The organism is Paraburkholderia sp. BR10882 (assembly GCF_040948855.1).
GTDB lineage: Bacteria > Pseudomonadota > Gammaproteobacteria > Burkholderiales > Burkholderiaceae > Paraburkholderia > Paraburkholderia nodosa_A.
Genome location: NZ_JBFPKP010000021.1, coordinates 66,510 through 89,427, shown reverse-complemented (window position 1 = coordinate 89,427; position 22,918 = coordinate 66,510). Strand labels below are relative to the sequence as shown.

20 protein-coding genes are annotated in these 22,918 nt (G+C 64.9%); 5 read left to right on the top strand and 15 right to left on the bottom strand.

The genetic code is table 11. The features are described from left to right. Positions 1–4: 4 nt before the first annotated feature. Entirely contained in the window at positions 5–898 is an 894-nt protein-coding gene (locus AB3X99_RS34250; RefSeq protein ID WP_069266851.1) for a LysR family transcriptional regulator, read from the bottom strand. On the opposite strand from AB3X99_RS34250, the gene AB3X99_RS34245 reads away from it, so the two are divergent. Beyond that, entirely contained in the window at positions 897–1,157 is a 261-nt protein-coding gene (locus AB3X99_RS34245) for a hypothetical protein (RefSeq protein ID WP_368619527.1), read from the top strand. The genes AB3X99_RS34250 and AB3X99_RS34245 overlap by 2 nt on opposite strands. Here AB3X99_RS34245 and AB3X99_RS34240 read toward each other — a convergent pair. The 6 genes from AB3X99_RS34240 to AB3X99_RS34215 all read right to left on the bottom strand — a co-directional run bounded on the left by AB3X99_RS34240 (position 1,150) and on the right by AB3X99_RS34215 (position 8,264). Beyond that, on the bottom strand, positions 1,150–1,887 hold the full coding sequence (locus tag AB3X99_RS34240; protein ID WP_368619501.1) for an energy transducer TonB: 738 nt from the start codon (positions 1,885–1,887) through the stop codon (positions 1,150–1,152). The genes AB3X99_RS34245 and AB3X99_RS34240 overlap by 8 nt on opposite strands. Further along, positions 1,880–2,278: a biopolymer transporter ExbD gene (locus tag AB3X99_RS34235; RefSeq protein ID WP_069266848.1), complete on the bottom strand. Its 399-nt coding sequence runs from the start codon at positions 2,276–2,278 to the stop codon at positions 1,880–1,882. Before AB3X99_RS34235 ends, AB3X99_RS34240 begins: the two co-directional genes overlap by 8 nt. Beyond that, a complete protein-coding gene (locus tag AB3X99_RS34230) occupies positions 2,275–2,868 on the bottom strand; it encodes a MotA/TolQ/ExbB proton channel family protein (protein ID WP_069266847.1) in 594 nt (197 codons plus the stop codon). The genes AB3X99_RS34235 and AB3X99_RS34230 overlap by 4 nt, the downstream gene beginning before the upstream one ends. 27 nt (positions 2,869–2,895) lie before the next feature. Further along, a complete protein-coding gene (locus AB3X99_RS34225) occupies positions 2,896–5,247 on the bottom strand; it encodes a TonB-dependent receptor (protein ID WP_368619500.1) in 2,352 nt (783 codons plus the stop codon). 370 nt (positions 5,248–5,617) lie between these two features. Continuing rightward, entirely contained in the window at positions 5,618–6,706 is a 1,089-nt protein-coding gene (locus AB3X99_RS34220; RefSeq protein WP_368619499.1) for a hypothetical protein, read from the bottom strand. 682 nt (positions 6,707–7,388) lie between these two features. Continuing rightward, positions 7,389–8,264: a hypothetical protein gene (locus AB3X99_RS34215; protein ID WP_368619498.1), complete on the bottom strand. Its 876-nt coding sequence runs from the start codon at positions 8,262–8,264 to the stop codon at positions 7,389–7,391. Positions 8,265–8,814: 550 nt separating this feature from the next. On the opposite strand from AB3X99_RS34215, the gene AB3X99_RS34210 reads away from it, so the two are divergent. Further along, positions 8,815–9,726 (top strand): YihY/virulence factor BrkB family protein, encoded by a 912-nt coding sequence (locus AB3X99_RS34210; RefSeq protein ID WP_069266844.1) that lies wholly within the window; start codon positions 8,815–8,817, stop codon positions 9,724–9,726. A gap of 183 nt (positions 9,727–9,909) precedes the next feature. Then, positions 9,910–11,163 (top strand): arsenic transporter, encoded by a 1,254-nt coding sequence (locus tag AB3X99_RS34205; protein ID WP_368619497.1) that lies wholly within the window; start codon positions 9,910–9,912, stop codon positions 11,161–11,163. A 453-nt stretch (positions 11,164–11,616) separates the two neighbouring features. Here the strand turns inward: AB3X99_RS34205 and AB3X99_RS34200 are convergent, their stop codons facing one another. From AB3X99_RS34200 to AB3X99_RS34190, 3 genes are all read right to left on the bottom strand, one after another. Next, positions 11,617–13,224 carry a rhodanese-related sulfurtransferase gene (locus AB3X99_RS34200; protein WP_368619496.1) on the bottom strand — a complete coding sequence of 536 codons (1,608 nt, stop codon included), beginning with the start codon at positions 13,222–13,224 and terminating at the stop codon, positions 11,617–11,619. Next, entirely contained in the window at positions 13,221–13,817 is a 597-nt protein-coding gene (locus tag AB3X99_RS34195) for a cysteine dioxygenase (protein WP_069266841.1), read from the bottom strand. The genes AB3X99_RS34200 and AB3X99_RS34195 overlap by 4 nt, the downstream gene beginning before the upstream one ends. Positions 13,818–13,916: 99 nt before the next feature. Then, positions 13,917–14,993: an LLM class flavin-dependent oxidoreductase gene (locus AB3X99_RS34190; RefSeq protein WP_368602061.1), complete on the bottom strand. Its 1,077-nt coding sequence runs from the start codon at positions 14,991–14,993 to the stop codon at positions 13,917–13,919. 226 nt (positions 14,994–15,219) lie between these two features. Here AB3X99_RS34190 and AB3X99_RS34185 point away from each other — a divergent pair, with 226 nt between their 5' ends. Next, a complete protein-coding gene (locus AB3X99_RS34185) occupies positions 15,220–16,677 on the top strand; it encodes an NAD(P)-binding domain-containing protein (RefSeq protein ID WP_368619495.1) in 1,458 nt (485 codons plus the stop codon). A 9-nt stretch (positions 16,678–16,686) separates the two neighbouring features. Here AB3X99_RS34185 and AB3X99_RS34180 read toward each other — a convergent pair whose 3' ends face one another. After that, on the bottom strand, positions 16,687–17,673 hold the full coding sequence (locus tag AB3X99_RS34180; protein ID WP_368619494.1) for an aliphatic sulfonate ABC transporter substrate-binding protein: 987 nt from the start codon (positions 17,671–17,673) through the stop codon (positions 16,687–16,689). 246 nt (positions 17,674–17,919) lie between these two features. Here AB3X99_RS34180 and AB3X99_RS34175 point away from each other — a divergent pair, with 246 nt between their 5' ends. Beyond that, positions 17,920–18,981 (top strand): LLM class flavin-dependent oxidoreductase, encoded by a 1,062-nt coding sequence (locus AB3X99_RS34175; protein ID WP_368602064.1) that lies wholly within the window; start codon positions 17,920–17,922, stop codon positions 18,979–18,981. Between the two features lie 21 nt (positions 18,982–19,002). Here AB3X99_RS34175 and AB3X99_RS34170 read toward each other — a convergent pair whose 3' ends face one another. Genes AB3X99_RS34170 through AB3X99_RS34155 form a run of 4 tightly spaced genes read right to left on the bottom strand, consistent with a single transcriptional unit; the run spans position 19,003 to position 22,891 of the window. Further along, positions 19,003–20,244, bottom strand: a complete 1,242-nt coding sequence (locus tag AB3X99_RS34170) for an acyl-CoA dehydrogenase family protein (RefSeq protein WP_368619493.1) — start codon at positions 20,242–20,244, stop codon at positions 19,003–19,005. A gap of 22 nt (positions 20,245–20,266) precedes the next feature. After that, complete coding sequence (locus AB3X99_RS34165; RefSeq protein WP_368619492.1) at positions 20,267–21,274, bottom strand: NrtA/SsuA/CpmA family ABC transporter substrate-binding protein; 1,008 nt, start codon at positions 21,272–21,274, stop codon at positions 20,267–20,269. A gap of 34 nt (positions 21,275–21,308) precedes the next feature. Further along, on the bottom strand, positions 21,309–22,052 hold the full coding sequence (locus AB3X99_RS34160; RefSeq protein WP_368619491.1) for an ABC transporter ATP-binding protein: 744 nt from the start codon (positions 22,050–22,052) through the stop codon (positions 21,309–21,311). After that, positions 22,052–22,891, bottom strand: coding sequence for an ABC transporter permease subunit (locus AB3X99_RS34155; protein ID WP_368619490.1), 840 nt, complete (start codon positions 22,889–22,891; stop codon positions 22,052–22,054). The genes AB3X99_RS34160 and AB3X99_RS34155 overlap by 1 nt, the downstream gene beginning before the upstream one ends. Positions 22,892–22,918: the final 27 nt, after the last annotated feature.

Here is a 22,918-nt window from a genome sequence, read left to right as displayed (position 1 = left end):
TACGCTAAGCGCGATAGCGCAGCGCGTCGATCACTAGCGCGAGCGCGCGCGACGACTGTCGCCGGCTTGGATAAAACGCGTGATAGCCCGGAAATACCGGGCACCAGTCCTTGAGCACGCTTTTCAGGCGGCCTGCGCGGATGAACGACAACGCGGCGTTCTCGGGAACGAACGCGAGGCCGCGACCGTCCAGCGCCGCGTTGAGCATTTGCGGCATGGCGTTGAACGTGAGCTGGCCGTCCACGCGCACTTGCAGCGCATGCTCGTCCTTCTTGAGTTCCCACGCGTACAGGCCGCCCGACGACGTGAGCCGCAGCGTAATGCAATTGTGCTTGAGCAGATCCTGCGGCGCGCGCGGCGCCTTGTGCGCCGCGAAATAATCGGGAGAACCGACGATTGCCATCTTGACGTCCGGCCCGATGCGCACCGCGATCATGTCCTTCTCGACCTGATCGCCCAGGCGCACGCCGATGTCGTAACGATCGGCGACGATGTCGCGCAGGCCGTAGTCCACAGTGATCTCGACCTTGATGTCGGGGTAGTCTGCGAGGAGCGGGCGCAGCTTCGGCCAGATCACGGTGTCGATGGGATGATCGATCGCGGTGATGCGGATGGTGCCCGCGGGCTTGTCGCGCAGTTCGGTGAGCGCGGCAAGCTCGGCGTCGATCTGCTCGAAGCGCGGCGAGAGCGCCTGAAAGAGCCGCTCGCCGGCTTCCGTGGTGGCGACGCTACGCGTGGTGCGCGTGAGCAGACGCAGGCCGAGACGCGTTTCGAGGCTGCGGATGGTGTGGCTCAGCGCCGACTGTGAGACGCCGAGCTGCGCGGCCGCACGCGTAAAGCTGCGCTCGCGCGCGACGGCGAGAAACGCAATGAGATCGCTGAAGTTTTCGCGCGCCATGATGGGGTTCGCTGTGGGGGCGGGTGAAGCGAATCGTATCAAACACGCGAACGGCAGGTGTGCGTCTCGCCTCCTGCCGTTCGACCTCACGACGCTCAGGATCGTCCTGCCCTACGCCGCTTTGATGACGATGGTCGGGCTGCCCGAGACGCTCCTCACGCTCAACCTCACCGACGACGTGACGGCCACGCGCGGCCGCCCCAATGATAAGGAGCGGCCGCGCGTGCACGCCTGGCTCATCGTTCAGTGTGTCAATTGACATTGAAGTGGACGCGAACGTCCTGATGGCTCTCGACGGGCCGACCGTTCTCAATTGCCGGGAAGAAGCGCCACTGCCGCAGCGTGACAAGCAGAATCTGGTTCAGCCGCGGACTTTGCGTGGGCTTCACCAGTTCGATATCGAACGTACCGTCCGCATGGACGGCGAAGCGTACAACGGCGACGGCCTGAAATGCCTGCTCTCGAAGATCGTCGGGGACTTCCGGCAGGGGTTGTGAGAGCAGCCGGGCCTGCTGGCTGACGGGCCCGGTTGAACCGTCAGCGTTCGATAGGGCGCCGGACTGCAGCGTGTCAGCGCCCGGGGCAGATGCAGTTTTTGACGAGGGCGTTGCGGATGCGTCTTGCTGTGTGGCTGTCGCGCCTCGAGGAGCGTCGGGTGCCGGGCGGGGCGGCGTAAGCTCGCGAGGGGCATGGTGCGACGCGCTGCTGCGCGCCACCTGCAGCTGCTGCCGTTGCACGCGGGGCGCGCTGTGAGGGGCGGCAGGCGCAGCGAGCCGGACGTTGCCGTGTGGCGTTTCGCTTGCGCGTTGCGCGCGCGGTAGTTCCACGACCTGCAGCTCTATCGCCTGCGGGGGCGCTGCGGGTCGCCCGGAGCCCATGAGCCAGCGCAGATGCGCAAGGAAGAACCACCACGCTATCGCTGCCACCGACGCGGCAACGATAAAGCGACGCACATTGTGGTTGCGGCGTGACAGCGATTCGCTATTCACGATGCACGGCAACGAGAAAATGTTCGGCGCCCGCCTTGCGCGCTTCGAGTATTGCTTCCACGACCACGCCATGCGAAGCGCCGTCGTCTGCGGCTACGACAATACGCCCGTCCTTTCGGAGCAGGTTCGCCACCACCGCGCGCACTTCATCGAGGCGAACGGGCTGCTGGTTCACGAAGATGTGGTTGGCGCGATTCACGGAGATGGTGAGCGGCCGGTCCATCTGCATCGGCTGTGCCTCTCCTCGGGGCAGATCGATATGGACCGCGTCGAGCCGCTGCATCGCCAGTGTCGTCAGCATGAACGTGGCGAGCAGAAAGAACATCACATCAATCATCGGGATGATCTCGATGCGGCCACGTCTCGACGTGCGTGCACGTCTGAGCTTCATGACGCCGCACCGGAGCGTTCGCGCGCGAGGCGCAGGTCGCCGATGCGGCCGTTCGCGAAGGTCTCGACGTCATCCATGAGCCGGTCGACGCGACGCGAAAAATAGTTGAACGCAAAGAGTGCGATCAGTGCGATCACGAGACCGATGGCGGTGGCAACCAGGGCCTGGGCCACACCCCCCGACACGCCCGAAGGGCTGACGAGGCCATCGCCGCCGATCAGTCGGAACGAATGCATCATGCCGACGATCGTGCCAAGCAATCCCAGCAGCGGCGCAGCGGTCACGATCGTTTCGAGCAGCCACAGACCGCGGCCCATCTCGCGCTCGATCTGCGAAGCGGCCGTTTCGACCTGCCCCTCGATACGCCAGATGGGCATGCTGCTGTCATCGAACAGCATGTCCACGCGTCGCAGCACATGTTCGTCCGGCAGTGCGCGTACGGCGCCATCACGCGGCATTCGGGCGTAGCGCCACCAGACGTACATCCGGTCGAACGTGATGGCGAGTGCGAAGATCGCCAGCAGGCTCAACGGGTAAATGACCCAGCCGCCGAGCCGCAACGCTTCGGCAATACCGTTCCATTCGTTCATGATTGGACTCCTTTACGCGTGAAATGATCAGAAGTGCTTGGTAATGCCTGCGTAGATCGCTCGCTGCGGGCCATACTGTGGCGCACCCACGCCGATGCCGGATCCATCACGCAGTTGGTAGACGCGGCCGAAGGCATTGACCAGCACGAGCCGCGCATCGAAGCGGCCGATCAGCGGTTCGCTGAAATGCTGGATCACACCGACGTTGACCTGCGCATACCAGGGCAGACGCCCGGTATTCGCAAAGCCGCTGCGCAGGCCGCTACCTACGATCGCATCTGTGGTGAGAGTCGTCTGGCCGACGGAGTAGGTGCCGCCGAACGACGCGGTAATGCGCTGATCGTGATCGAGGTAGACCCAATGGTTTGCAATGTAGGCCAGTTCGTCGGCGCCGAAATTGAACTGCGCCGATTCGATGTTCTTGCCCTGCGCGCGGCTGAATGCGACATTCAGATAGGCCGTCACATTGTCCTGGTGGTAGCTCGACGTGAACTCCACGCCGTAGACTCGCCCATACTGGTAATTGAATGGCGTGAAGATGAGCGCGGTGCCGAATTGCCCCTCGTCGAGCAGATTGCTGGCGCGCTTGTAGTACGCGTCGAGTCCAACGGTCAGGCTGGAGGTGAGGCGCTGCGTAATGCCGATGTCGAAGTAATCGGCGCGTTCGGGCTTCACGGGATCGTTCTGCGCGTTCGGGCTCTGGTTGGTCGTGCCGTTGAACTTGCTGACCGTGGAGTCGGAAACGAGTTCGAAAGCCGGCGGCGTGAAGTAGCGCGCGTAGCCGGCGTGCAGCGTCGTCGCGTTGGTCGGCTGCCAGACGAGTCCGACGCGCGGGCTCAGTTGTCCGGCCTGCACATACTCGTCCATGCGGTCGTAACGCAGACCATAGTTGAGTGTCAGCTTCGGCGTGATCTTCCACTCATCCTGCAGGTAGAGGCTGTACAGATAGCCTGTTTTGCTGTTGGCATCCTGAATCGTGAGTGGCTGGTCGGAGGTCTGATTGCCGTTCGCGTCGATGGGAAACACGGCCACGCTGTTGTCGAACACGGCGTGCTCCTGCTGGAACATGAGACCCGCGCGCAGCGTGTGTTGATCATTGAGCCGGTAAGTGAAATCGGCCTGAAAGCCATTCGCCTGGTTGCTGTGGAAGTCCTCCGATGCGACGCCATTGAAAATGAGGTCGCCGACCGGGTCCGGATTGAACTTGGTGCGCGTGTAGCGCGTGAAGAGCGCCACCTGGTAGTCGAGTGCGCCACCGTTGGTGCCCTGCAATGCCACCACCGCGAAGTTGTTCAGCTCCGACTGGGTCTCGTTGAGGTTCGCCGAGTCGAACGTGGACTGGCCGTTCAGCGTGTAGACGGGGGCGAGCCCCGGCGTATTCGGAATCTGGAACTGGTTGCTTGCGGTGCCGAACATCACACTCACGCGCGTGAGCGGGTTGAGCAGGTACGACATGTAGCCGAAACCGTTGCCCTGGCGCGTGTGGTCGTGCAGGGGGCTGCCGTCCGAGGTGGGCGCCTCGATGCCGAGATTGTTCTGGCCGAGCGAACCGGCGAAGTAATAGCTGAACGGGCCGCTGGAGCCGAACACATCGGCGCTCGTCTGGATTGTCTGGTGACTGCCGCCGTAAACGTCAATCGTGCCTCCGTTGCCGGTGTCGCCGGACTTGGTGCGGATGTCGACGATGCCCGCCGTGCGATAGCCGTACTGAGCCGGCAGCGCACCCGTCACGAGATTCACCTGGTCTATGATCCGCGTATCGAGCGATTGCCCGAAGCCGCTGATCGGCTCCGGAATGATGATGCCGTTGAGGCGGTACTGCAGGTTGGCATGGTCACCGCGCACGTGGAGCTGACCGTAGGAATCGTTGGCGACGCCGGGCGCCTGCAGCAGAACCTGGTTGAGCGGCGTGTTCGCGCCTTGCGGCGACGAGTCGATGTCGGCCTGCGTGATGCGGTAGACGCTCGCACCCACTTCGGGCTGGAGACCGTTGCGGGCGCGGTCAAGGCGCTGGGCGTTGACGGTGATGTCGAGCGTGGAGTCTTTCTGGAGCACGACGGCGACCGGCTCGGGCGCCTGTCCCTGTGTCACCGTCGCGACGCGTGTGACGGTGTTGTAGCCCGTCGCTTCCACGTTGACGGCGTAGGTGCCGGGCGCGATGTCCTCGAGCCGGAAGCGCCCGTTGGCGTCAGCCGTCGTCTGGGCGACTTTTTTGCCGCCGGCGTCCTGGAGCGAGATCTGGACATGGGCGGGCGCGTGGCCCTGAGCGTCGGCCACCGTGCCGGCAAGCGCGGCTTCGCCACTGGCAGCGATCGAACGGGTGCAAAACGTACAGGCGAGCAGCACCATACCGGCCTGCGATTTCAGCGAGCGGTTCATTGTTTTGTTGTGATTTCGGGGTGGACGCGCCTTTTGTCAGGCAACGACGCGCCATCGATCAATCGAGCGTTGGCGCGCAGGATTGGTAATGTTATAACGTAACATAAAGAATTGGCAATCCCCCGCATCGCGCCGATCCAGGGCGCCAGGAACGGGCATGCTCACGCTTGATTGATTTCCCGTGGCGCTCGCTTTCGAAAATCGCTCGACCGGGTGTTCAAAGAAGAGGGGGAGGCTTCAGGAGCGCGGCGTCTTCGAGCCGAGGGGGCGCCCTGGGACCGTCGCGACGTTGGGGCGCACTTGCTTGATGACGCAATCGCCGCGAACCGGCTTGCTGCGATCACGTCATCCGGCAATCGATACGCGGCCGTTATTGCTGGGCGCCTGTCGATACAAAGGCCATGCCATGCGGACTGGCCAAATTGGTTACCAGCGGCAGAAGTGCTCCGCTGCGCAAGTCAAGTTGGCCAACGTAAGCCGGCACTGCCGGCGTGCTACCGGAAGCGGCCACACCCGTCGAGGCGGAGAAAGCCGCGTCACGCTGCCAGACATTGGCGCTGATCTTGTACACCGTGTTGGCTTTCGTATCGGATACCAGCAAGTACCCCTGTCGCGCCGCGGCGAATACCGTGTCATCAACCTGCACGTTGCCGAGAAGTGGCAGATATTGCACGCGCGGCTCATCGCCCGACGAGCGCAACAGGACAAGCTGACCGTCTCCCTGATCATCGAGCAGTACATCTCCCGACGGCGTGAGCGTCATTGAATCCGGATCGGTCAGGTTGAGGGTTGCCACCGTGCCAAACGGAATGTTGCTGGCGTCGAGCGAGCCGCTCATAACCGGCGTAACGTCGATCCTGTAGCTGTTTGCATCAAGGTGCACGACGCGGACGATCGCGGGCCCCGTATTCTTGCCGCTAGCGTTAAGGGTGGGATTGGACGCACTGAAGTAGGCCTGGCCGTCCTTGAACACGATGTCGTCATAGCCGCCACCGTGCAGCGTTTTGGCGAAGGAATACGGCTTGGACGCCTGGCCGGTCGCGGGATTGATGATGACGAGATTCGGATTCGCATCCTCGTTCTGCATCGCCCAGATCTCGCGCGTGTACGGATTGACCTTCAGGCCATCGTTGTGTCCCGCGACTTGATACGACTTCACGATGCTGCCGTCCAGCGTGTATTCGACAATCACGCTCATCGCGCCATTCGTGCCATCCGGTGCGCCGGTGTTTGCATAGCCAACCCAAACGTGATCATCAAGCACGGCAAGTGAGTCCGGTGCGCTCATCAGCCCGCCTGAACCCGTCGCGAAGACGGACAGGCTGAATCCCGGAGTGACTATCGGTTTTGCCGCGGTCTGGGCGTCGGCGGCACCGGCCGCGAAGCAGAGTACGGTGAACGCGAGCGCGGTGCGGCTAAAAATGCGGCTTGCTGCGTGAAGAGTTTGAATGCTTCGCATGTTCATCTCCTGAAGCAGGTACGCGGGCAGAAAAGTCGGGGCGCCATCGTTTTTGAGGCGACCGGTAGGAAACCGAAATAGATGGAAACACGCGGAAGTGACTTGATCGTGACGGTGCATGAGACGCCGCACTTGTTGAGGTGCGGCGAGCGGCGTCTCGCCATACCTCAACTGACCGGTAGCGCAAAATTGCCGCTATACGATGGGGAATCTCCCGCCAGGCGAGAGCTTTGGTACGGTCGGCCACCTGGTCATCGCGCTGCCTGCTGCAAACTGGCCGCGCGATGACTAGTTACCGCTTACGAGCAGCGTCGGTTCAGCCGTTCCTCTGCAAATTTTTTACGTCTCGTCGATTCGCCATGCTTGACCGCCACCGTCAGAAGATCGGTGCCTGGCTCGGGATGCTTGCCATCCTGCTGGCAAAGCCGCGGCCAGCCACGCGGCGGACGCGTGCGACTTCCCGGCGCGCGAAGCCATTCGTCTCGTGCATCTGAGCGCGACCGCGCTATGGGCCGGGAGGCACCGGCAGCCGCCATGTCCGGGTGCAGGCGTGATAGTTCGGGTCAATGCCAAAGGAGCGCGATAAGAATGATGATCGGAATCGGAACGCCAAGCAGAAAAAGAAGAATTGAGCGCATGTTTGCCTCCTCTCAGATCGAAAGTAGTGGGATTTGCCGAGCCGTCACCATTCACGCATCCTGCCGCCGATCGTCGCCATGAGACTGGCGGAGAAGGCCCCTATGAGCAGCGAAATGAAGAGCCACAACGTGACGCGAACGGTGGCCCTGCGGACCGCTTCTGCGGCTGCGCGCGCAGCGCGTTCCTCGGCATCGACGTTTTCCTGCAAGCGCGACCAGGTGGTCGTGACGCGCGCACGGGCATCTGCCGGTGCGAGCCCGGTTTTCTCGGCTACGATGCGCGCTACGTACGCGGTGTCCTCGGCCGAAAGCGCCCCGCCCGCGGGCAGACTGTTGAGGAAAATTCGCGCGATCTCCTGCTTCTGCTGCGCGGTCTCGAAGACCTGTTCGGCATGCAAGGTACTCGGTGAACTCGAAGCAACCGAGGTAGACAACGCACCGGATGCGGCGGCGCCCGCAACCGGACGCAGCATGCCGTCGATCAGATAGCCCATGGGCCAGGTGCTGTATGCGGCCTGGGCGTTGCCGCGATTGAGGGCGGCAACGCCGCTTGCGACGTGCGCTGCGCTCCGTGCGCCTGCGCTCACGCCCTCTCGGGCCAGCCCGGACATGGCCGCGGTGAACAGGACGGCGGAAAGGAGCGTGGCGAGCGCCCAGGCGAGAAAGCCATGTGCGGTGTCGCGGAAGTGGGTCTCGTCTGTACCGATACCGGGCCAGTGCCGACGCAACCGCCCCGCGAGATAGCCGCCGAGACCGGCAGACATCACCTGCGTCACGCAGATCCAGATGACGGCCGCCACGCCGAAAGTCTCTGCGTGCGCGCCGCTTCCGGACCAGGGCGAAAGCGACGAAAGCCCGAGGCCCGTGCCGAGCATGAGAAGAATGAGGGCGAAGGCCGCCATGCCCACGGCTCCCGCCACGACAGCGCTCCAGGAAACGGCGGAGCGTGGGCGTCCATTGCGGGACTCCGCGACCCGCGCTGCTGCGACGTCATTCCCGAGTCGATCGATCTCATCCATGGCTAACCCTCTTTTCGGTCGTGAGCCTGCCTGCGAAGCCACGCAGCGGCAGGCGGGTCAAGAGCGCAACAGCACGAAACGTGCCGCGCGCGCGAACGCAGCGGACCGCGGAAGAGGGTGGGAACATGGGCGACGTGCCAGACTGGCGCGTTGACCGGCTCGACATTCGCGCGCTTATTCCGACCATTCCTTATCGCCTTTGCGTTTCACAGTATCTACAAGTCTGTATTGCGCAAGCAGGTCCGCTGCTTGCTGCCAGGAAGGCGTCAGACTGCGCACCGCCAGGTAGCGATTTCTCCGCGCCAATGTTCGCTGACCGGTGACGTCGCACTTCGCTGTGCTTCAGGACGTCACCTGCACAATGAGCCCAGGCGGTGCGGCCTTGGGCGCAACGCCTCGCGCCGGTTGCAGGCGAACGCTGCCCGGAGCGGACGAAACAGGACAGCTTCACGTGAGCAACGCCGATCATCCACACGGACAGGCTCTGCGCTTCGTTACCCGGCATCCCCTCCGGTTCGTCTTCCAGGTGTGCACGGCGTTCCGCAGGAACCAGGGGTTGCTGCTCGCAGGTGCGATCGCTTACTACGCATTGCTGTCTATCGTGCCGCTCCTGATACTCGTCGCGATCGCGTTTAGTCATTTCGTTGGGGAGCAGCTTCTGCTCGATACGCTCGCGCATTTGCTCGAATGGCTCGTACCGGGGCAGTCGAAAGCGATTGTGGCGGAGCTTGCCAGCTTTCTCGCCCATCGCTCCGTGATTGGCTGGTTTCTCGTTGTCACGATGATCTTTTTCAGCTCGCTTGCCTTCACCGTGCTCGAGAACGCGCTTTCAATCATTTTCGTGCACCGGGTCGCGATCCGGCGCAGACACTTCCTGCTGTCGGCAATCGTGCCGTATCTATTCAGCCTGTCTTTGGGTATCGGCGTGCTGGTGGTGACGCTCGTCTCCAGCGGCCTGCATGCCGTAGCGAGCGACAGCATTGTGCTGTTCGGTCATGCGGTGCCGCTAACAGGCGCGACCCGGGTCGTGCTGTATCTGTGCGGTTTCGCGGGTGAGATTCTGGTATTGACAGCGATTTATCTGGTGATACCGGCGGGGCGCACGACGCTGCGCCATGCGTTCGTCGGCGCGGTCACCGCCGGCGTGTTGTGGGAGATCACGCGACGCGTGCTGGTGTGGTATTTCGCGACGCTCTCCGAGGTGAGCGTCGTCTACGGGACGCTGACGACGGCGATCGTCGTGCTATTCAGCCTCGAAACCCTTGCGACCCTGATGCTGTTCGGTGCGCAACTCATTGCCGAGTACGAGCGCCTCGATACAGGCAATGGCGAGCCAGCATCGCGGCCGGTAGTGACTGGTTGACCACAGGAGGCAGCCGAAAGCCTGCTCGCCACGTCGGATTCGAGCGCCGGACGGTCTTCGTCCCCGGGATCGTTGATCAAATTGCCGTCGGCTGCGCGAGCGCCGACCGGTCAGGGCAGGTACGACGGGTGCTCGAGGGGCTGCTGTCCCGATCTGTCAGGCTTGGTACAGTTGCAAGCACCCTTGAATCCAGCGGTCTTTTCCTGGACCATCGCAGCGGTCGCGACTGCGGGTGTCATCCTGCGGCCGCTTCGATGGCCGGAAGCCATCTGGGCGGTCGGAGGGGCGCTGTTGCTAACGCTGTCCGGATTGCTGCCGTTGAGCGCGGCATTGCAGGCTATCGGCAAGGGGACGGACGTCTATCTCTTTCTCGGCGGCATGATGCTGCTTTCGGAAGTCGCCAGACAGGAAGGACTATTCGACTGGATCGCCGCGCTCGCCGTGCAACATGCGCGTGGTTCTCCACTGCGGCTGCTGGTGCTCGTCTACGTGGCAGGAGTCGTCACGACCACTTTTCTCTCGAACGATGCGACCGCGGTCGTCATGACGCCGGCCGTCTACGCCGCCGCCAAAGAGGCCAAGGCTGAGCCGTTGCCCCTCCTGCTCTCGTGTGCGTTCGTCGCCAATGCGGCCAGTTTCGTGCTGCCGATCTCGAACCCGGCCAACCTGGTTCTATATGGAAATCACACGCCGCCGCTCGGAGCCTGGCTCTCGAGATTCGCGCTGGCGTCGGTGTTGTCATTGTTCGCGACCTTTGCGCTCCTATGGTGGACGCAGCGTCGCGCGTTGCAAGGCACCTTGGCCAACGATAAACCTGAGTCCGGTCTTGGCGCCGGTGGTCGCCTGACGCTTTGCGGCCTCGCCCTGACGTCAGTTGCGCTTCTGGCCGCGTCGTTGCGTGGCCTGCAGCTCGGTGCGCCGACCGCAGTGTTGGGTTCGCTCACTACCGGCGTCGTGCTATGGCGCGAGCGCGCGTCGCCGTGGCCGTTGCTCAAGCGCATCTCCTGGAGCGTGCTGCCACTTGTCGCCGGGCTGTTCGTGATGGTTGCGTCGCTCGATCATACCGGCGTGATCGACGCGCTGGCCGGTCTGCTGAAGCACGCGACTTCGGCGAACGAGACACTGACAGGATTGGGCGCGGGCGCGGCGGCGGCGTTCGTCAGCAACGTCGTCAACAACCTGCCTGCGGGACTGGTTGCTAGCGCAGCAACGATCAAGGCGCAGAGTCCCCAGCCAGTAATCGACGCGTTATTGATCGGCGTCGATCTCGGGCCTAACCTCTCGGTGACTGGATCGCTCGCGACGATCCTGTGGCTCGCCGCGCTTCGCCGCGAAGGTGAGTCCATTACCTTTGGCCGCTTTCTGAGCGTGGGCGCCGTCGTGATGCCGCCGGCCCTGATTTGCGCATTGGCCGCAAGGCTTCTGGCGGGAAGCTAGCCGAGTCGCTTTCACGTAATAACCCGGAGGCGGGGCTCTCGAGTCCTACGAACTGTTGCTCGAGAGGCTTGTCGAGTTCCTCGCGCTCACATCGATTTCGTCAGGCGACTCCGGCGTAGCCCGGTTAGGCTATCAGGCCGCGGCAATCGTCATCGCGCTGCATCACGTTACGTTCGACTGTCTGCAGATTGCCGGGCTGAACGCATCCTGTTTTACGCGACCCGCGCTCTCGGCGGTCTTCCTGCATGCCGGCCAAGTGGTCAGCAATATGGGCGAAATCGAAGCCGCCGTTCAGCGCATGGGGGACATGATCGCAAGTGGGCCGACTCCGACCAGAAAAATGGTGAGTGCCAAGGTGGCCTATGCTGGTCGCTGCTCATTGCCATTGCGATCCTGTCACGGTCGCTTGCGCAGGGGATGGTCAAGCGAAACGGTAATCGCGGGGCGTCGCCTTCAGATCACGAAGAATCCATGTGTGCCGTCGCGCTCTAGCTGCGCCACGAGCCCGTACTCCCATTCGAGGTACGCGTTCATCGCCTCGCGGGCGTTGTCGGTACCTTCGTAAGGGCGCCGGTAGCGGTCGATACGCGGCGAGGCCAGATGCGCATCGCCGCTTTGCACCGGCAGGCCGGCGCCTATCCATGCCGCCGTGCCGCCTTCCAGCACTTCGACGGGCTTGCCCGTGAGCGAGGCAATCTCGGACGCGGCGAACGGTGCGAGCGCGTTGGTCATGCACACGGCCACATAGCGGCGCGCATCGGGCAGCGCGCGCAGATCGTCGAAGCCTGGCGCGAGATGCGACCGCAGCGCCCACCACGCGCCGGGAATATGTGCCTTCACGTGATTGGCGCTCGATGTGAAATCGAGCACGACAGTGCCATGATCGCTCGCGGCAAGACGCGTGGCGAGCGCTTCGGGCGTGATCGTCGAGACGCTGGCGGCGGCGGGCTTCGGCGCGCGCCATGCGCCCGCTTCGGTGAGGTGCCCGCTGCGGGCTTCGTCGATCACATGCACGTCGACGTTCATCTGTGCGAGCCAGGAAGCGGTCATGTTGGCACGCACGCCGTCGTCGTCGAACAGGACCACGCGCGCGCCACGCACCGGCGCGAACATTTCGGTTTCCTGAACGAGCTGCCCGCCCGGCGCACCCTGAAACCCTGGAGCATGCGCGTGTTCATACTCGGCAGGCGTGCGCACGTCGAAGCGATACGTCGTACGCGACGTGTCGGCGGCCCACTGTTCGGCTTGCGCGAGCGTCGTGCGCTGCACGCCCGCGCGGCTGGCGAGCGCGGCGGCCGCTGCGCGCGATTGCGCGAGCGTGGCCGCGTCGCGTCCCGCCTGCGGTTCGAACTGGCGTGCGCTGCCATGCTCGAGCGTCTGCCCGGCCAGCGTCCAGCCGATCGTGCCGTTGCGCAGCGCCGCCACCGGGTTCGGCAGCCCCGCATTCACGAGCGATTGCGTGCCGATGATGCTGCGCGTGCGCCCCGCGCAGTTCACGATGACGCGCGTAGCGGGATTGGGCGCCAGCGCGCGGGCGCGCAGCGCGAGTTCCGCACCTGGCACGCTGATGCTGCCGGGAATGTTCATCGTCTGGTACTCGTCGAAGCGGCGCGCGTCGAGCACGACCACGTCTTCGCCGCCCGAGAGCAGCGCATTCACGGCCTCGGCCGTCAGCGAAGGCGTATGGCGCTCCGCTTCGACGAATTCACCGAACGCCTTGCTCGGCACGTTCACGTCGCGGAACACCTCGCCGCCCGCATCGATCCAGCCCGCGAGTCCGCCTTCCAGCAGCGCGATATCGGTGTAGCCGAGCGCGTCGAGCTTCGTGGCCGCGCGCTGTGCGAAGCCTTCGCCGTTATCGAGCAGCACGATCGGCACGCTGCGGCGCGGCAGCTTCGTCCAGGCGTCGAGTTCGAGCTTCGAGAGCGGCAGGTTGGCGGCAAAAAGCGGATGGCATTGCGCATGCGGATCTTCCTCGCGCACGTCGAGCAGCGCGATCTCGCGGCGGGCGAGCAGGGCGTTGCGCACGTCCTGATGCGTGCGTACGGGAAATGACTTCATGAGGCGTTGGGTTCCTTGCTGAGATCCCAGAAGTTCGGGAGGACGTCGTTCGAGTAACCGGAGATGAAGGGCTTGGGCGAGGCGTCGGCCGGATAGGTAAACCGGCGCACCGCGCCGATGTTCGCCCCATACACGTGAATGCTGACCGAAACGCGATCGTCGTAGGCATTGCGCACGCGGTGGATGTCGCCGAGCGTCGGCGAGACGGCCTCCACCTCGCCGCGCTGAAGCAACACCTCGCGGCCCAGCGGATGCAACGCACCCGCCGCGTCGTGCGCGTAGGGCTGCGCATATTCGGCGCCGCGCAGCACGCCTATCAGGCCCCACACCGTGTGGTCGTGAACGGGCGTTTGCTGGCCCGGTCCCCAGACAAAGCTGACCACCGAAAAGCGCTGGCGCGCGTCGGCGTAGAGCAGGTATTGCTGATAGCGCTCAGGCGAGGGCGCGGCGTAGGCGTCGGGCAACCAGTCGTCGTCGCGCACGAGTTCGCGCAGCGCATCGAGGCCGCGATCGATCAATCTGGACTCGCGCGGCGCGTGGTCCACGAGTTCCGCAATCGTGCCGACGAAGCGGCGAAGCTTGTGAATGCCCATCAGAGCTTGCGGATGGGCGCATGCCGGAGGACGGCGCGCGGTGCAGCGGTGCCGATATCTGCGGCGTCGGGATGGCTCATGGCGGTCTCTCCAGCCATATCAGGCGGCGGCGCGTACGCGCGAGGCCAGTTCGCGCGTGGCCGGAATCAGCGCGCGGCCGTAATCGATGGCGTCCTCGAGCGGGTCGAAGCCGCGAATCAGGAACGTTGTCACGCCCAGCGCGTGATATTCGGCGAGCGTCTGCGCCACCTGGCCAGGCGTGCCCACGAGCGCCGTCGAGTTCGAGCGCCCGCCAATTTCCTTCGCGACGGCGGTCCACAGGCGGTCGTCGGCGCGCACGCCGTCGCCCGCTGCGCCGAGCAGGCGACGCGCGCCTTCGCTCTGAAGCGGGCCGCCCGTGTCGAGACCCTGTTCGGCGCGCAGGCGACGCGTCTCGTTGAGGATATGTTCGGCGCGCTCCCACGCCGCCTTCTCGGTGTCGGCGAGGATCGGCCGGAACGACACGGAGAAGCGCACCTGGCGTCCGTGTTTCGCGGCTTCGGCACGCACGCGAGCAATGAGGTCGGCCACGCCTTGCTTCGATTCGCCCCACAGCGCGTACACATCCGCGTGCTTGCCGGCCACCGCGAGCGCGGCTTCGGAAGCGCCGCCGAAGTAGATCGGCACGTGCGGCTGCTGACGCGGCTTGACCTCCGACCACGCCTGTTCGAAGCGATAGAAGCGGCCTTCGTGGTCGAACGGTTTGCTTTCGGTCCATACACGTTTGAGCACCTGCAGGTACTCATCGGTGCGCGCGTAGCGCTCGTCGTGGCTCAGGTAGTCGCCGTCGCGCCGCTGGTCGGCGTCGCTGCCGCCCGAGATGAAGTGCACGGCGAGCCGGCCGCCGGAAAAGTGATCGAGCGTTGCGAGCTGGCGTGCGGCGAGCGTCGGCGAGACAAAGCCGGGGCGGTGCGCCAGCATGAAATGCACGCGCGACGTCACGCTTGCCGCATAGGCGATCGTCAGCGTGGCGTCGGGGCTGACCGAGCTGTGCGGCACGAGAATGCGGTCGAAGCCTGCGTGCTCGTGCGCCTGCGCAAAGTCGCGAACGTAGTCGACGTCGATGGCCGGACCTTCGGCGAGATGCGTCTCCGACACCTTGCGCTGCTGGATCATGCCGATGAATTCGATGCTCATGCGGGCTCCCTGGGTGGACGAACGATCCAAAGAGGCTACCACCCGGGCATGCGAGGTTTAAATATTGAATGCTGATAAACATTCCATTTGCACATGACATGCAGCGGCATGCCGCGCGCCGAAAAAGGAAAGTCCGAATCGTTCTTTGCCGGCGCGCGAGCGCTCACCGATACTCGGATTTCCGGCGCGCGGTTGCGCCCCACGTGCCCCTTCGCAGGACATTCCCATGAGCGATCCCACACTGCACGACCGTCTAGCGCACAGCACACTGCGCCTCATCGGCCCCGATCCGGAAGATTGGGTCGTCAACCGTGACGGCATCGATCACAACGCGGTCGTCGTGGGGGGCGGCCAGAGCGGCACGGCCTTCGCGTTCGGCTTGCGGCGCGCGGGGATCGGCAAGGTCAGCGTGATCGACGGCGCGCCTGGCGCGCCGCACGCGGGTGTCTGGACCACACGCGCTCGCATGCAGCGCTTGCGCACGCCCAAGACACTGGCGGGGCCGGAAGCAGGGTTGCCCGCGCTGAGTTTCCAGGCGTGGTACGAAGCGCGTCACGGCGAGGCCGCGTACGCCGAATTCGAACGCATTGGCCGCGAGGATTGGGCCGAGTATCTTGCGTGGTATCGGGAATTCCTCGGCATCGCGGTTCGTTACGGCACGACGCTCACGCGCATCGAACCCGTTGGAACGCACTTCAGGCTACATCTGGACGTTCGTCACGGTGACGATGTCGTGCGGCGTGTGGAAACGGCGCGCAAGGTGATACTCGCAAACGGCGTGGCGGGCAATGGCAAGCCCAACCTCGCCGCGGCGCTGGCCGTGCTGCCGCGCACGCACCTCGCGCATACGTCCGATGCGATCGATTTCGCCGCATTGCGCGGCAAGTCCGTCGCGGTGGTCGGGGGCGCGGCCTCGGCGTTCGACGCGGCCGCGACGGCGCTCGAAGCGGGCGCTGCCGATGTGCACCTCTTCGTGCGTCGCGCGCTGTTGCCAAGCCTTCCTGTGACGCGCGCCCGTGCGTATCCTGGCGCTTACGACAACTATCCCGCGCTGCCCGACGCGCTGCGCTGGCGCCTGGCACTGCGCTTTCGTCGCGCGGGATCGACGCCGCCCGCCGACGCCGTCTCACGCGCCACGCGCTTCCCGAACTTCCATCTGCATCTGGACGCCGTGTGGCAGCGCGCGACGGTGGAGGGCACGCGCGTAGCGGCGCGGGTGAACGACGCGACGTTCGCATTCGATTTCGCGATTGCCGGAACCGGTTACGCCGTCGACCTGCACGCGCGGCCCGAGCTTGCCGACCTGGCCGATCACGTGCTGCTCTGGCGCGATCATTACACGCCCGCGCCGCACGAGCAGGACGAGGCGCTTGGCGCGCATCCTTACCTCGGCGCGGCGCTCGAATACCTGGAGAAGACGCCGGGCACGGCGCCGTTCCTGCGCAATGTTCACGTCTTCAATCCGGCCGCGTTCGTGAGCCGCGGGCTGCCCGTTGGCGACGTGCCGAGCATGAAGCGCGATATTCCCGCCGTGATCCGGCGCATCAGCGAGGATCTGTTTCTCGACGATATCGAGGCGCATGAGGCGCGGATGAGCGCCGTGGTGGCCGCCGATTTCGAGCCGTCGCTGTATGTGGACAGCGTGTACAGTGAAGAGCGCGTCGAGCCGGCGCCGTCGCGATAACGGAGCGGCTTACACGCCGATCGCAATCGCACGCTTTTGCGCGAAGTCCCAGCGCTCGGCGTGCGCCGTCTCCACCGGGGCCGGCAGCAGATGCGCGTTGAAGAACGTATCGGCGATTTTCTGCTGCTCGCCGAAAACCGGGGCGCTCACCTCGCGCACGAGATAGCTTCGGCGTGCGTTGGCGCGCTCGATGGTGGGCGCATCGAGCCCCCAGACCGGCGCAAGCAGCCGCGCGGCGTCCTGCGGCGCGCTGCGCACCCATTGGCCGGCGTCGCGCAACTGCGCATAGACCACGGCGATCACGTCGGGCCGCGCCTGCGCGAAACGCGTGGAGGCGAGATAGTAGCGCTGGTAGGTGGCGAGCCCCTTGCCGTCGGCGAGCACGCGCACGTCGGGCTGCTGGTCGACCGAGGCCACATAGGGGTCCCACGTCACCCACGCGTCGACGCTGCCGTTCTCGAAAGCGGCGCGCCCGTCTGCAGGCGTGAGGTAGTGGATGCGCACCGCTTCGGCGGGCACGTTCGCCTGCGCGAGTGCAGCCAGTAGCAGATAGTGGCTGCCGGCCGCCTTCGTCACGGCGATGACCTTGTCGCGCAGGTCGGCGAGCGTGCGCAGCGCACCCGCGCGCTTGACGATGATGGCCTGCGCACCGGGCGAGGGCGCTTCCTGGGCGACGTAGACGAAGCGCGCATGTGCAGCCTGCGCGAAGATCGGCACGGTGTCGGCAACATCGGCGCTGAAATCCACGGCTTGCGCATTGAGCGCTTCGGTGAGCGGCAGCCCGCTCGCGAACTCGCTCCAGCTCACGCTCACGCCGAGCGGCGCGAGCGCGGATTCGAGCTTGCCTTGCGCCTTGAGCACGGTGATCAGCGTAGACGACTTCTGATAGCCGATTCGCAGCGTGGAAGCCGATGCGGCAAAAGCGAGACCCGTGGTCGCCGCGACGCCGAGAATCGATCCATGAATGAGCAGGCGGCGGCGGGAGGGAGAGAACATGGCGGACCCAGCGGATTCAGTTGACGAATCGAAAATGCTGGATGACCTTCGCGCACAAGGCAACGAAGCGATTCTGCTAAGGATTCGCGCGGGAGCGCTTTGGCCGGGTGAGCGTGCCATATCGGCGGCGTGATTCGCCTTAATGCGTTTTCACGGCTTTGATATCAGCAGATATTGGATTGGCCGTGACGCACGTGGCGTTAGTATGGATGCCCGATCATTGCCGTCCTTTGATGTTCTCACGCGATGTCCCCTTCTTTCCCACGTTTTGGCATCTGGGCGCTCGTGCACGGAAGCCGCGCGGCGCTGCAAGACCCCGCTGAACCCTACGATGCCTCGTGGGCCCGCAACAAGGCGCTCGTGCTCGAAGCCGAGCGGCTTGGCTACGACTCGGTGCTCGTGGCGCAGCATACGGTCAATCCGCACGATCCCGCACTCGACCAGCTCGAGGCGTGGACCGCATCAGCCGCGCTTGCGGCGCTTACCTCGCGCATCGAGATCATCGCCGCGATCAAGCCGTTTCTCTACCATCCGGTCGTGCTCGCGAAAATGGCGCAGCAGATCGAGCACATCAGCGGCGGCCGCTTTGCAATCAACCTCGTGAACGCATGGAACCGGCCTGAACTCGAACGCGCCGGCATCCCGTTTCCGGAACACGACGATCGCTACCGCTATGGCCGCGAATGGATCTCGGTGGTCGACGCGCTGCTGCGCGGCGAGCGCGTGACCCATCACGGCTGCCATTTCCACATCGACGATTACCGGCTTCTTCCGGCCGATCCGTACCGTGCGCGTCCGCGCATCTACGTGGGCGGTGAGTCTGAACCGGCGCGCTCACTTGTTGCCGCGCACGGCGATACGTGGTTCATCAATGGCCAGCCGCTCGACGACGTGGCGGCTCTGATCGCCGACGTGTCTTCACGCACGCGTCCGGCTGGCCACGAAGCGTTGCGTTTTGGCCTGTCCGCGTTTGTGATCGCGCGTGAAACGCAAGCGCAGGCCGAAGCCCATCTCGAGCATCTCTTCGCACTGGCCGAACTCGACAAGTCGTTACGCGAGCGCCAGAAAGCCAACATCGACCCGAACGCCGAAATGTTCAAGACCTTCGCCCGCTCGGCGCGCGTCGGTTCCAATGGCGGCACGGCCGCCGGACTCGTAGGCGATTACGATACGGTCGCGCGGCGCATCGCGGCCTTTCACCGGGCGGGCGTCGAGTTATTCATGCTCCAGTTCCAGCCGTTCGAAGACGATATGCGGCGCTTCGCGCAGGAGATCGTCCCGCGCGTGCGCCGCGAACTCGCAGCGTGAAGCGGGTAGCGGCGGGCGCGATCAGAAGAACGCGCCCGTTGGCGGAAGCTGGCCAGTCAGCAGGTTCTGGCCGAGCAGGCGCTCCTTGTAGAGGCGCGGATTGTGCGAGGCGATGACCTTGATGTTGCGCCAGTGCCTGTCCAGCGCGCCCACGCTCGACACCACAGAGCCGGAGCCGAGGTCGATGAGCCAGCTCGCGACTTGCGGCGCGAGATCGTCGATCACGACTTTCGCCTCCGAAGCCGCAAGCGTCGCGGCGAGCGTGGCGGCGTATTCCTCGTTCGTGCCTTCGCTATCCAACGCGCGTTGCAGCGCCCGCACGGCGCGGTCGGCGCTCGCCTCGATGCTCGCCGCGTAGGCGCGAATCCGGCCCAGCAGGGCCTGTAGCGCCGGTTCGTCGGCGGGATGCGCCGCCCCGCCGTGGTAGAAGTTGCGCTTGCGTCCTCGCAGCACCTCGACCGCATCGAGCACCACGCGCCGAACGATGCCGGCAATGCAATTGGTCAGGTAGATCTGGTGGAAGGTGAAGCCCCACGGCGCGGCTTCGGGCGCTTTCGGCGGGTCGGGCGCATAGACATGCTCGACCTTTACCACGACGTCGCGGAAGCGCGCGGTGCCGGAGCCGGTCAGGCGCTGCCCGAAACCCAGCCAGTCGTCCTCGTCGCTCACGCCTTCGGCGCGTTCGAGCACGTATTGCACAGTTGTGTTCGCACGGCTTTCCACAGCGACACCGATGAATGCATCGTTGTACAGATTACCTGTCGCGTAGACCTTGTCGCCCGAACCCAGATACACCTGTTTGCGCTCGTCCCATTCCAGGCGGCTCAATACGCGGCTCGGCCGCGCGCCGGCCGCCGTCGCGTCGCTTTCGACGAAACTAAGCCCGATCGTCTTGCGCTGGCGCACGAGGTCGAGCACGTGCGCATGGAACGGCAGGGCACGTTGCTTGAGCGCGGCTTCCACTTGCCAGAAGTGATTGCGCAAGGCGTGGGCGATGTTCGAATCGGCCGCGGCGACGTCACGCGCCACGGCGAAGAGTTCGCTCAATGACAGACCGCGGCCGCCGTCGTCGGCGGGCAGGCGCAACGCGCCGAAACCGAGCGCCTTCAGCGTGGCGATCTCTTCGTGCGGCAGGCGCTGCTCCCGCTCGCGCTGCGCCGCCGTCGCGGCGATCCCGATTATCGCTTCGGAGAACCCGAGCGCGGCGGACAACGGCGAGACGAGCGCGATGCCGCCGGGCTGGAGGGCGGAGGTTTCAGTCATGCGCATTCCCGTTCATGACGCGTCACACCTTGACGCTGTAATCGGCGACCTTGATGGGCCCGTTGATGATTCTGCGTTGCGCGAGCCAATCCGCCGCGCGCTGGAACTGCGCCATGAAGGCCGCGTCGTCCGGCTCGTGAAACTGGTTCACGCGCTTCAGGCTCGTCAGATAGTCGCGCACCTGGTCCGGATACTTCGCTTCCTTCTGCACGAGCTGTTCCGAATCGGCGGCATGCGCCGACTGCCAGGCGCCTTCCACGTAATACGCGTCGAGCACGGCGCGCACCAGCTCCGAATTTTCTTCGGTGAACTTGCGACGTGTCACGAGCGAGCTGTAGTCGATGAGGAAGTCGAGATCGCGCCCCTCGTTGAAAATGTCCTTCGCGTCATGCGAATAGCGCGCGATATCCACGGCGGGCGACCACATCGACCACGCATCGACTCTGCCTTGCGCAAATGCAGGCGCCGCATCGGGCGGATTCAGATAGACGAACTCGACCTTGTCGCGGTCGATATGATGCTTCTCCAGCGCCGCGATGAGCAGGAACTCGCCGAGCCCCGAGCGGTTCACCGCGACCTTGCGCCCGGCGAGGTCGGCAACCGAGTTGATGCCGCTCGACTTCTTCACGATGATGGCCGTGGACCGCGGCGAATACACGTCGAATCCGGTGAAGACGATGGGCGAGCCGGCCAGCATGGCGGCGAGCGCGGGTGTGGTGGAGCCCCAGAAGCCGAAGTCCGCGCTACCGCCGACCACGGCCTGGATCGAGGGCGCATGGTTCGGGAACGGACCGATCCATTCGACCTTGATGTTCTTCGCGGCGAGCGTCTTCTCGAACGCGCCGCGCTGCCTGGCGATGTCGGGCAGGGCGCCGTAACCCCAGCCAATGCGGACCGTGTCGGTGTTGCGCGTGAGCTTGCGGGGCGGCTCGGCCGCCTGCGCGGAAAGAAGAGGCGCGGCTGCGGCGCCGGCAAGCAAACCTCCCGCCGCGAGCAGAAGCTGGCGGCGAGTCAGTGAAACATCGTTCATTCGTGGTGGTTCCTTCTGTAGAGAGCGGAGCGCATCAGTGAGACCGAACGCCCAGTCCCTCGAGCAGCGTGAGCCGCAATGCCTGCGGCGTGTGGTCTTTGGTGTGAAACGAAGCCGCGATGCGCCCGGCGCGCATGACGAGTATCCGGTCCGCGAGCGCGAGCGCCTCGTCGACGTCGTGGGTCACGAGCAGCACGCCCGGCGCATGGCGCGCGACCAGCTGCTTCACGAGTCCATGCATCTTGATGCGCGTGAGCGCGTCGAGCGCGGCGAACGGTTCATCGAGCAACAGCAGCGCGGGGTCGCGCACGAGCGCCCGCGCGAGCGCCACGCGCTGCGCCTGACCGCCGGACAGATTGCGCGGCCAGTCGTCCTCGCGGCCTGACAAACCGACTTCGGCCAGTGCCCGGGTGGCGCCGGTGCGCCCGACGCTCGACTCGTGGCCGAGCGCGACGTTCTCCCACAAAGTGGCCCAGGGCAGCAGACGATGCTCCTGAAACACCACGGAGGGCCGCTCTGGCGCGCGAATTTGCCCGGCATCCGGTTTGTCGAGGCCCGCGAGCGCACGCAGCAGTGTGGTCTTGCCGCAGCCGCTTTCGCCGAGCAGCGCGACGAATTCGCCTGTGCGGATATCGAGGTCGAGTGCGTCGATGACGACGCGCTCGCCATAACGGCGTTGCAGGCCGCGCACCGATACAGCGGACGGTGCCGCGGCGGCTTCGTTTGCGGCGCGAGGCGCGCCATTCGCAGGAAGGGACAACGCGACGGTGGAGCCCATTATTTCGCCCCCTTCGCGTAGTTAGCGTGCCAGGAGAGGAAGCGCGCTTCGAGCGAGCGAACCAGCGCGTCCGCGGCAACGCCGATGATCGCGTAAATAATCATGGTCAACAGGATGACGTTGGTTTGCAGGAATTCGCGGGCGTCCATGGCGAGAAAGCCGATGCCCCTGGTCGTCGCGAGCGTTTCGGCGATCACGAGGGCGAGCCACGCATGCGCCAGCGCGTAACGCACGCCGGTGAGGATCGAAGGCATGGCGCCAGGCAGGATGATCCGGCGCACCACGGCCGGCCAGTTCAACCCGATCACCTTGGCCAGTTCCATCAGCTTGGGATCGATCTGACGAATGCCGAGCATCGTGTTGATGTAGACGGGAAACAGCACGGCGAGCGCGACCAGAAAAATCTTCGCGACTTCGCCCACGCCGAACCACACGATGACGAGCGGCAGCATCGCGAGAAAGGGAATCGCGCGGACCATCTGGATCGACCGGTCGATGAGCGCCTGCGCGAGGCGGGAAAAACCCACCAGTACGCCAAGCACGAGGCCGATCGTGCCGCCGATCAGAAGTCCTGTTACGGCACGCAGCAGCGAGACGCCGAGGTGCACGAACAGGTCGCCGTTGCGGGCAAGATCCCACGCCGTCGCGGCGACGCTGCTCGGCGCCGGCAGCACTTGCGGCGCGATCCAGCCCACGCGCGCCGCGAGTTCCCAGACCACGACGATCAGCGCGGGGATCGCCCACGAGAGCCAGAAATAAAAGCGACCCGTCGAAAGCCGCGAGCCGCCGGCGCGCGAAGGCGGTCCGTAGCGGTTTGAAGAGGATGTGACGTCTGCCATGGCGGTTCCGTAATTGCGGTGAAGTCC

Excerpts from the sequence above, each read along its gene's own strand:
- AB3X99_RS34165 (WP_368619492.1), bottom strand. The coding sequence starts at position 21,274 with ATGAACGATGTTTCACTGACTCGCCGCCAGCTTCTGCTCGCGGCGGGA.
- AB3X99_RS34175 (WP_368602064.1), top strand. The coding sequence starts at position 17,920 with ATGTCCCCTTCTTTCCCACGTTTTGGCATCTGGGCGCTCGTGCACGGA.
- AB3X99_RS34235 (WP_069266848.1), bottom strand. The coding sequence starts at position 2,278 with ATGAAGCTCAGACGTGCACGCACGTCGAGACGTGGCCGCATCGAGATC.
- AB3X99_RS34225 (WP_368619500.1), bottom strand. The coding sequence starts at position 5,247 with ATGAACCGCTCGCTGAAATCGCAGGCCGGTATGGTGCTGCTCGCCTGT.
- AB3X99_RS34200 (WP_368619496.1), bottom strand. The coding sequence starts at position 13,224 with ATGAAGTCATTTCCCGTACGCACGCATCAGGACGTGCGCAACGCCCTG.
- AB3X99_RS34160 (WP_368619491.1), bottom strand. The coding sequence starts at position 22,052 with ATGGGCTCCACCGTCGCGTTGTCCCTTCCTGCGAATGGCGCGCCTCGC.
- AB3X99_RS34220 (WP_368619499.1), bottom strand. The coding sequence starts at position 6,706 with ATGCGAAGCATTCAAACTCTTCACGCAGCAAGCCGCATTTTTAGCCGC.
- AB3X99_RS34195 (WP_069266841.1), bottom strand. The coding sequence starts at position 13,817 with ATGGGCATTCACAAGCTTCGCCGCTTCGTCGGCACGATTGCGGAACTC.
- AB3X99_RS34230 (WP_069266847.1), bottom strand. The coding sequence starts at position 2,868 with ATGAACGAATGGAACGGTATTGCCGAAGCGTTGCGGCTCGGCGGCTGG.
- AB3X99_RS34155 (WP_368619490.1), bottom strand. The coding sequence starts at position 22,891 with ATGGCAGACGTCACATCCTCTTCAAACCGCTACGGACCGCCTTCGCGC.
- AB3X99_RS34180 (WP_368619494.1), bottom strand. The coding sequence starts at position 17,673 with ATGTTCTCTCCCTCCCGCCGCCGCCTGCTCATTCATGGATCGATTCTC.
- AB3X99_RS34245 (WP_368619527.1), top strand. The coding sequence starts at position 897 with ATGATGGGGTTCGCTGTGGGGGCGGGTGAAGCGAATCGTATCAAACAC.
- AB3X99_RS34190 (WP_368602061.1), bottom strand. The coding sequence starts at position 14,993 with ATGAGCATCGAATTCATCGGCATGATCCAGCAGCGCAAGGTGTCGGAG.
- AB3X99_RS34170 (WP_368619493.1), bottom strand. The coding sequence starts at position 20,244 with ATGACTGAAACCTCCGCCCTCCAGCCCGGCGGCATCGCGCTCGTCTCG.
- AB3X99_RS34250 (WP_069266851.1), bottom strand. The coding sequence starts at position 898 with ATGGCGCGCGAAAACTTCAGCGATCTCATTGCGTTTCTCGCCGTCGCG.
- AB3X99_RS34185 (WP_368619495.1), top strand. The coding sequence starts at position 15,220 with ATGAGCGATCCCACACTGCACGACCGTCTAGCGCACAGCACACTGCGC.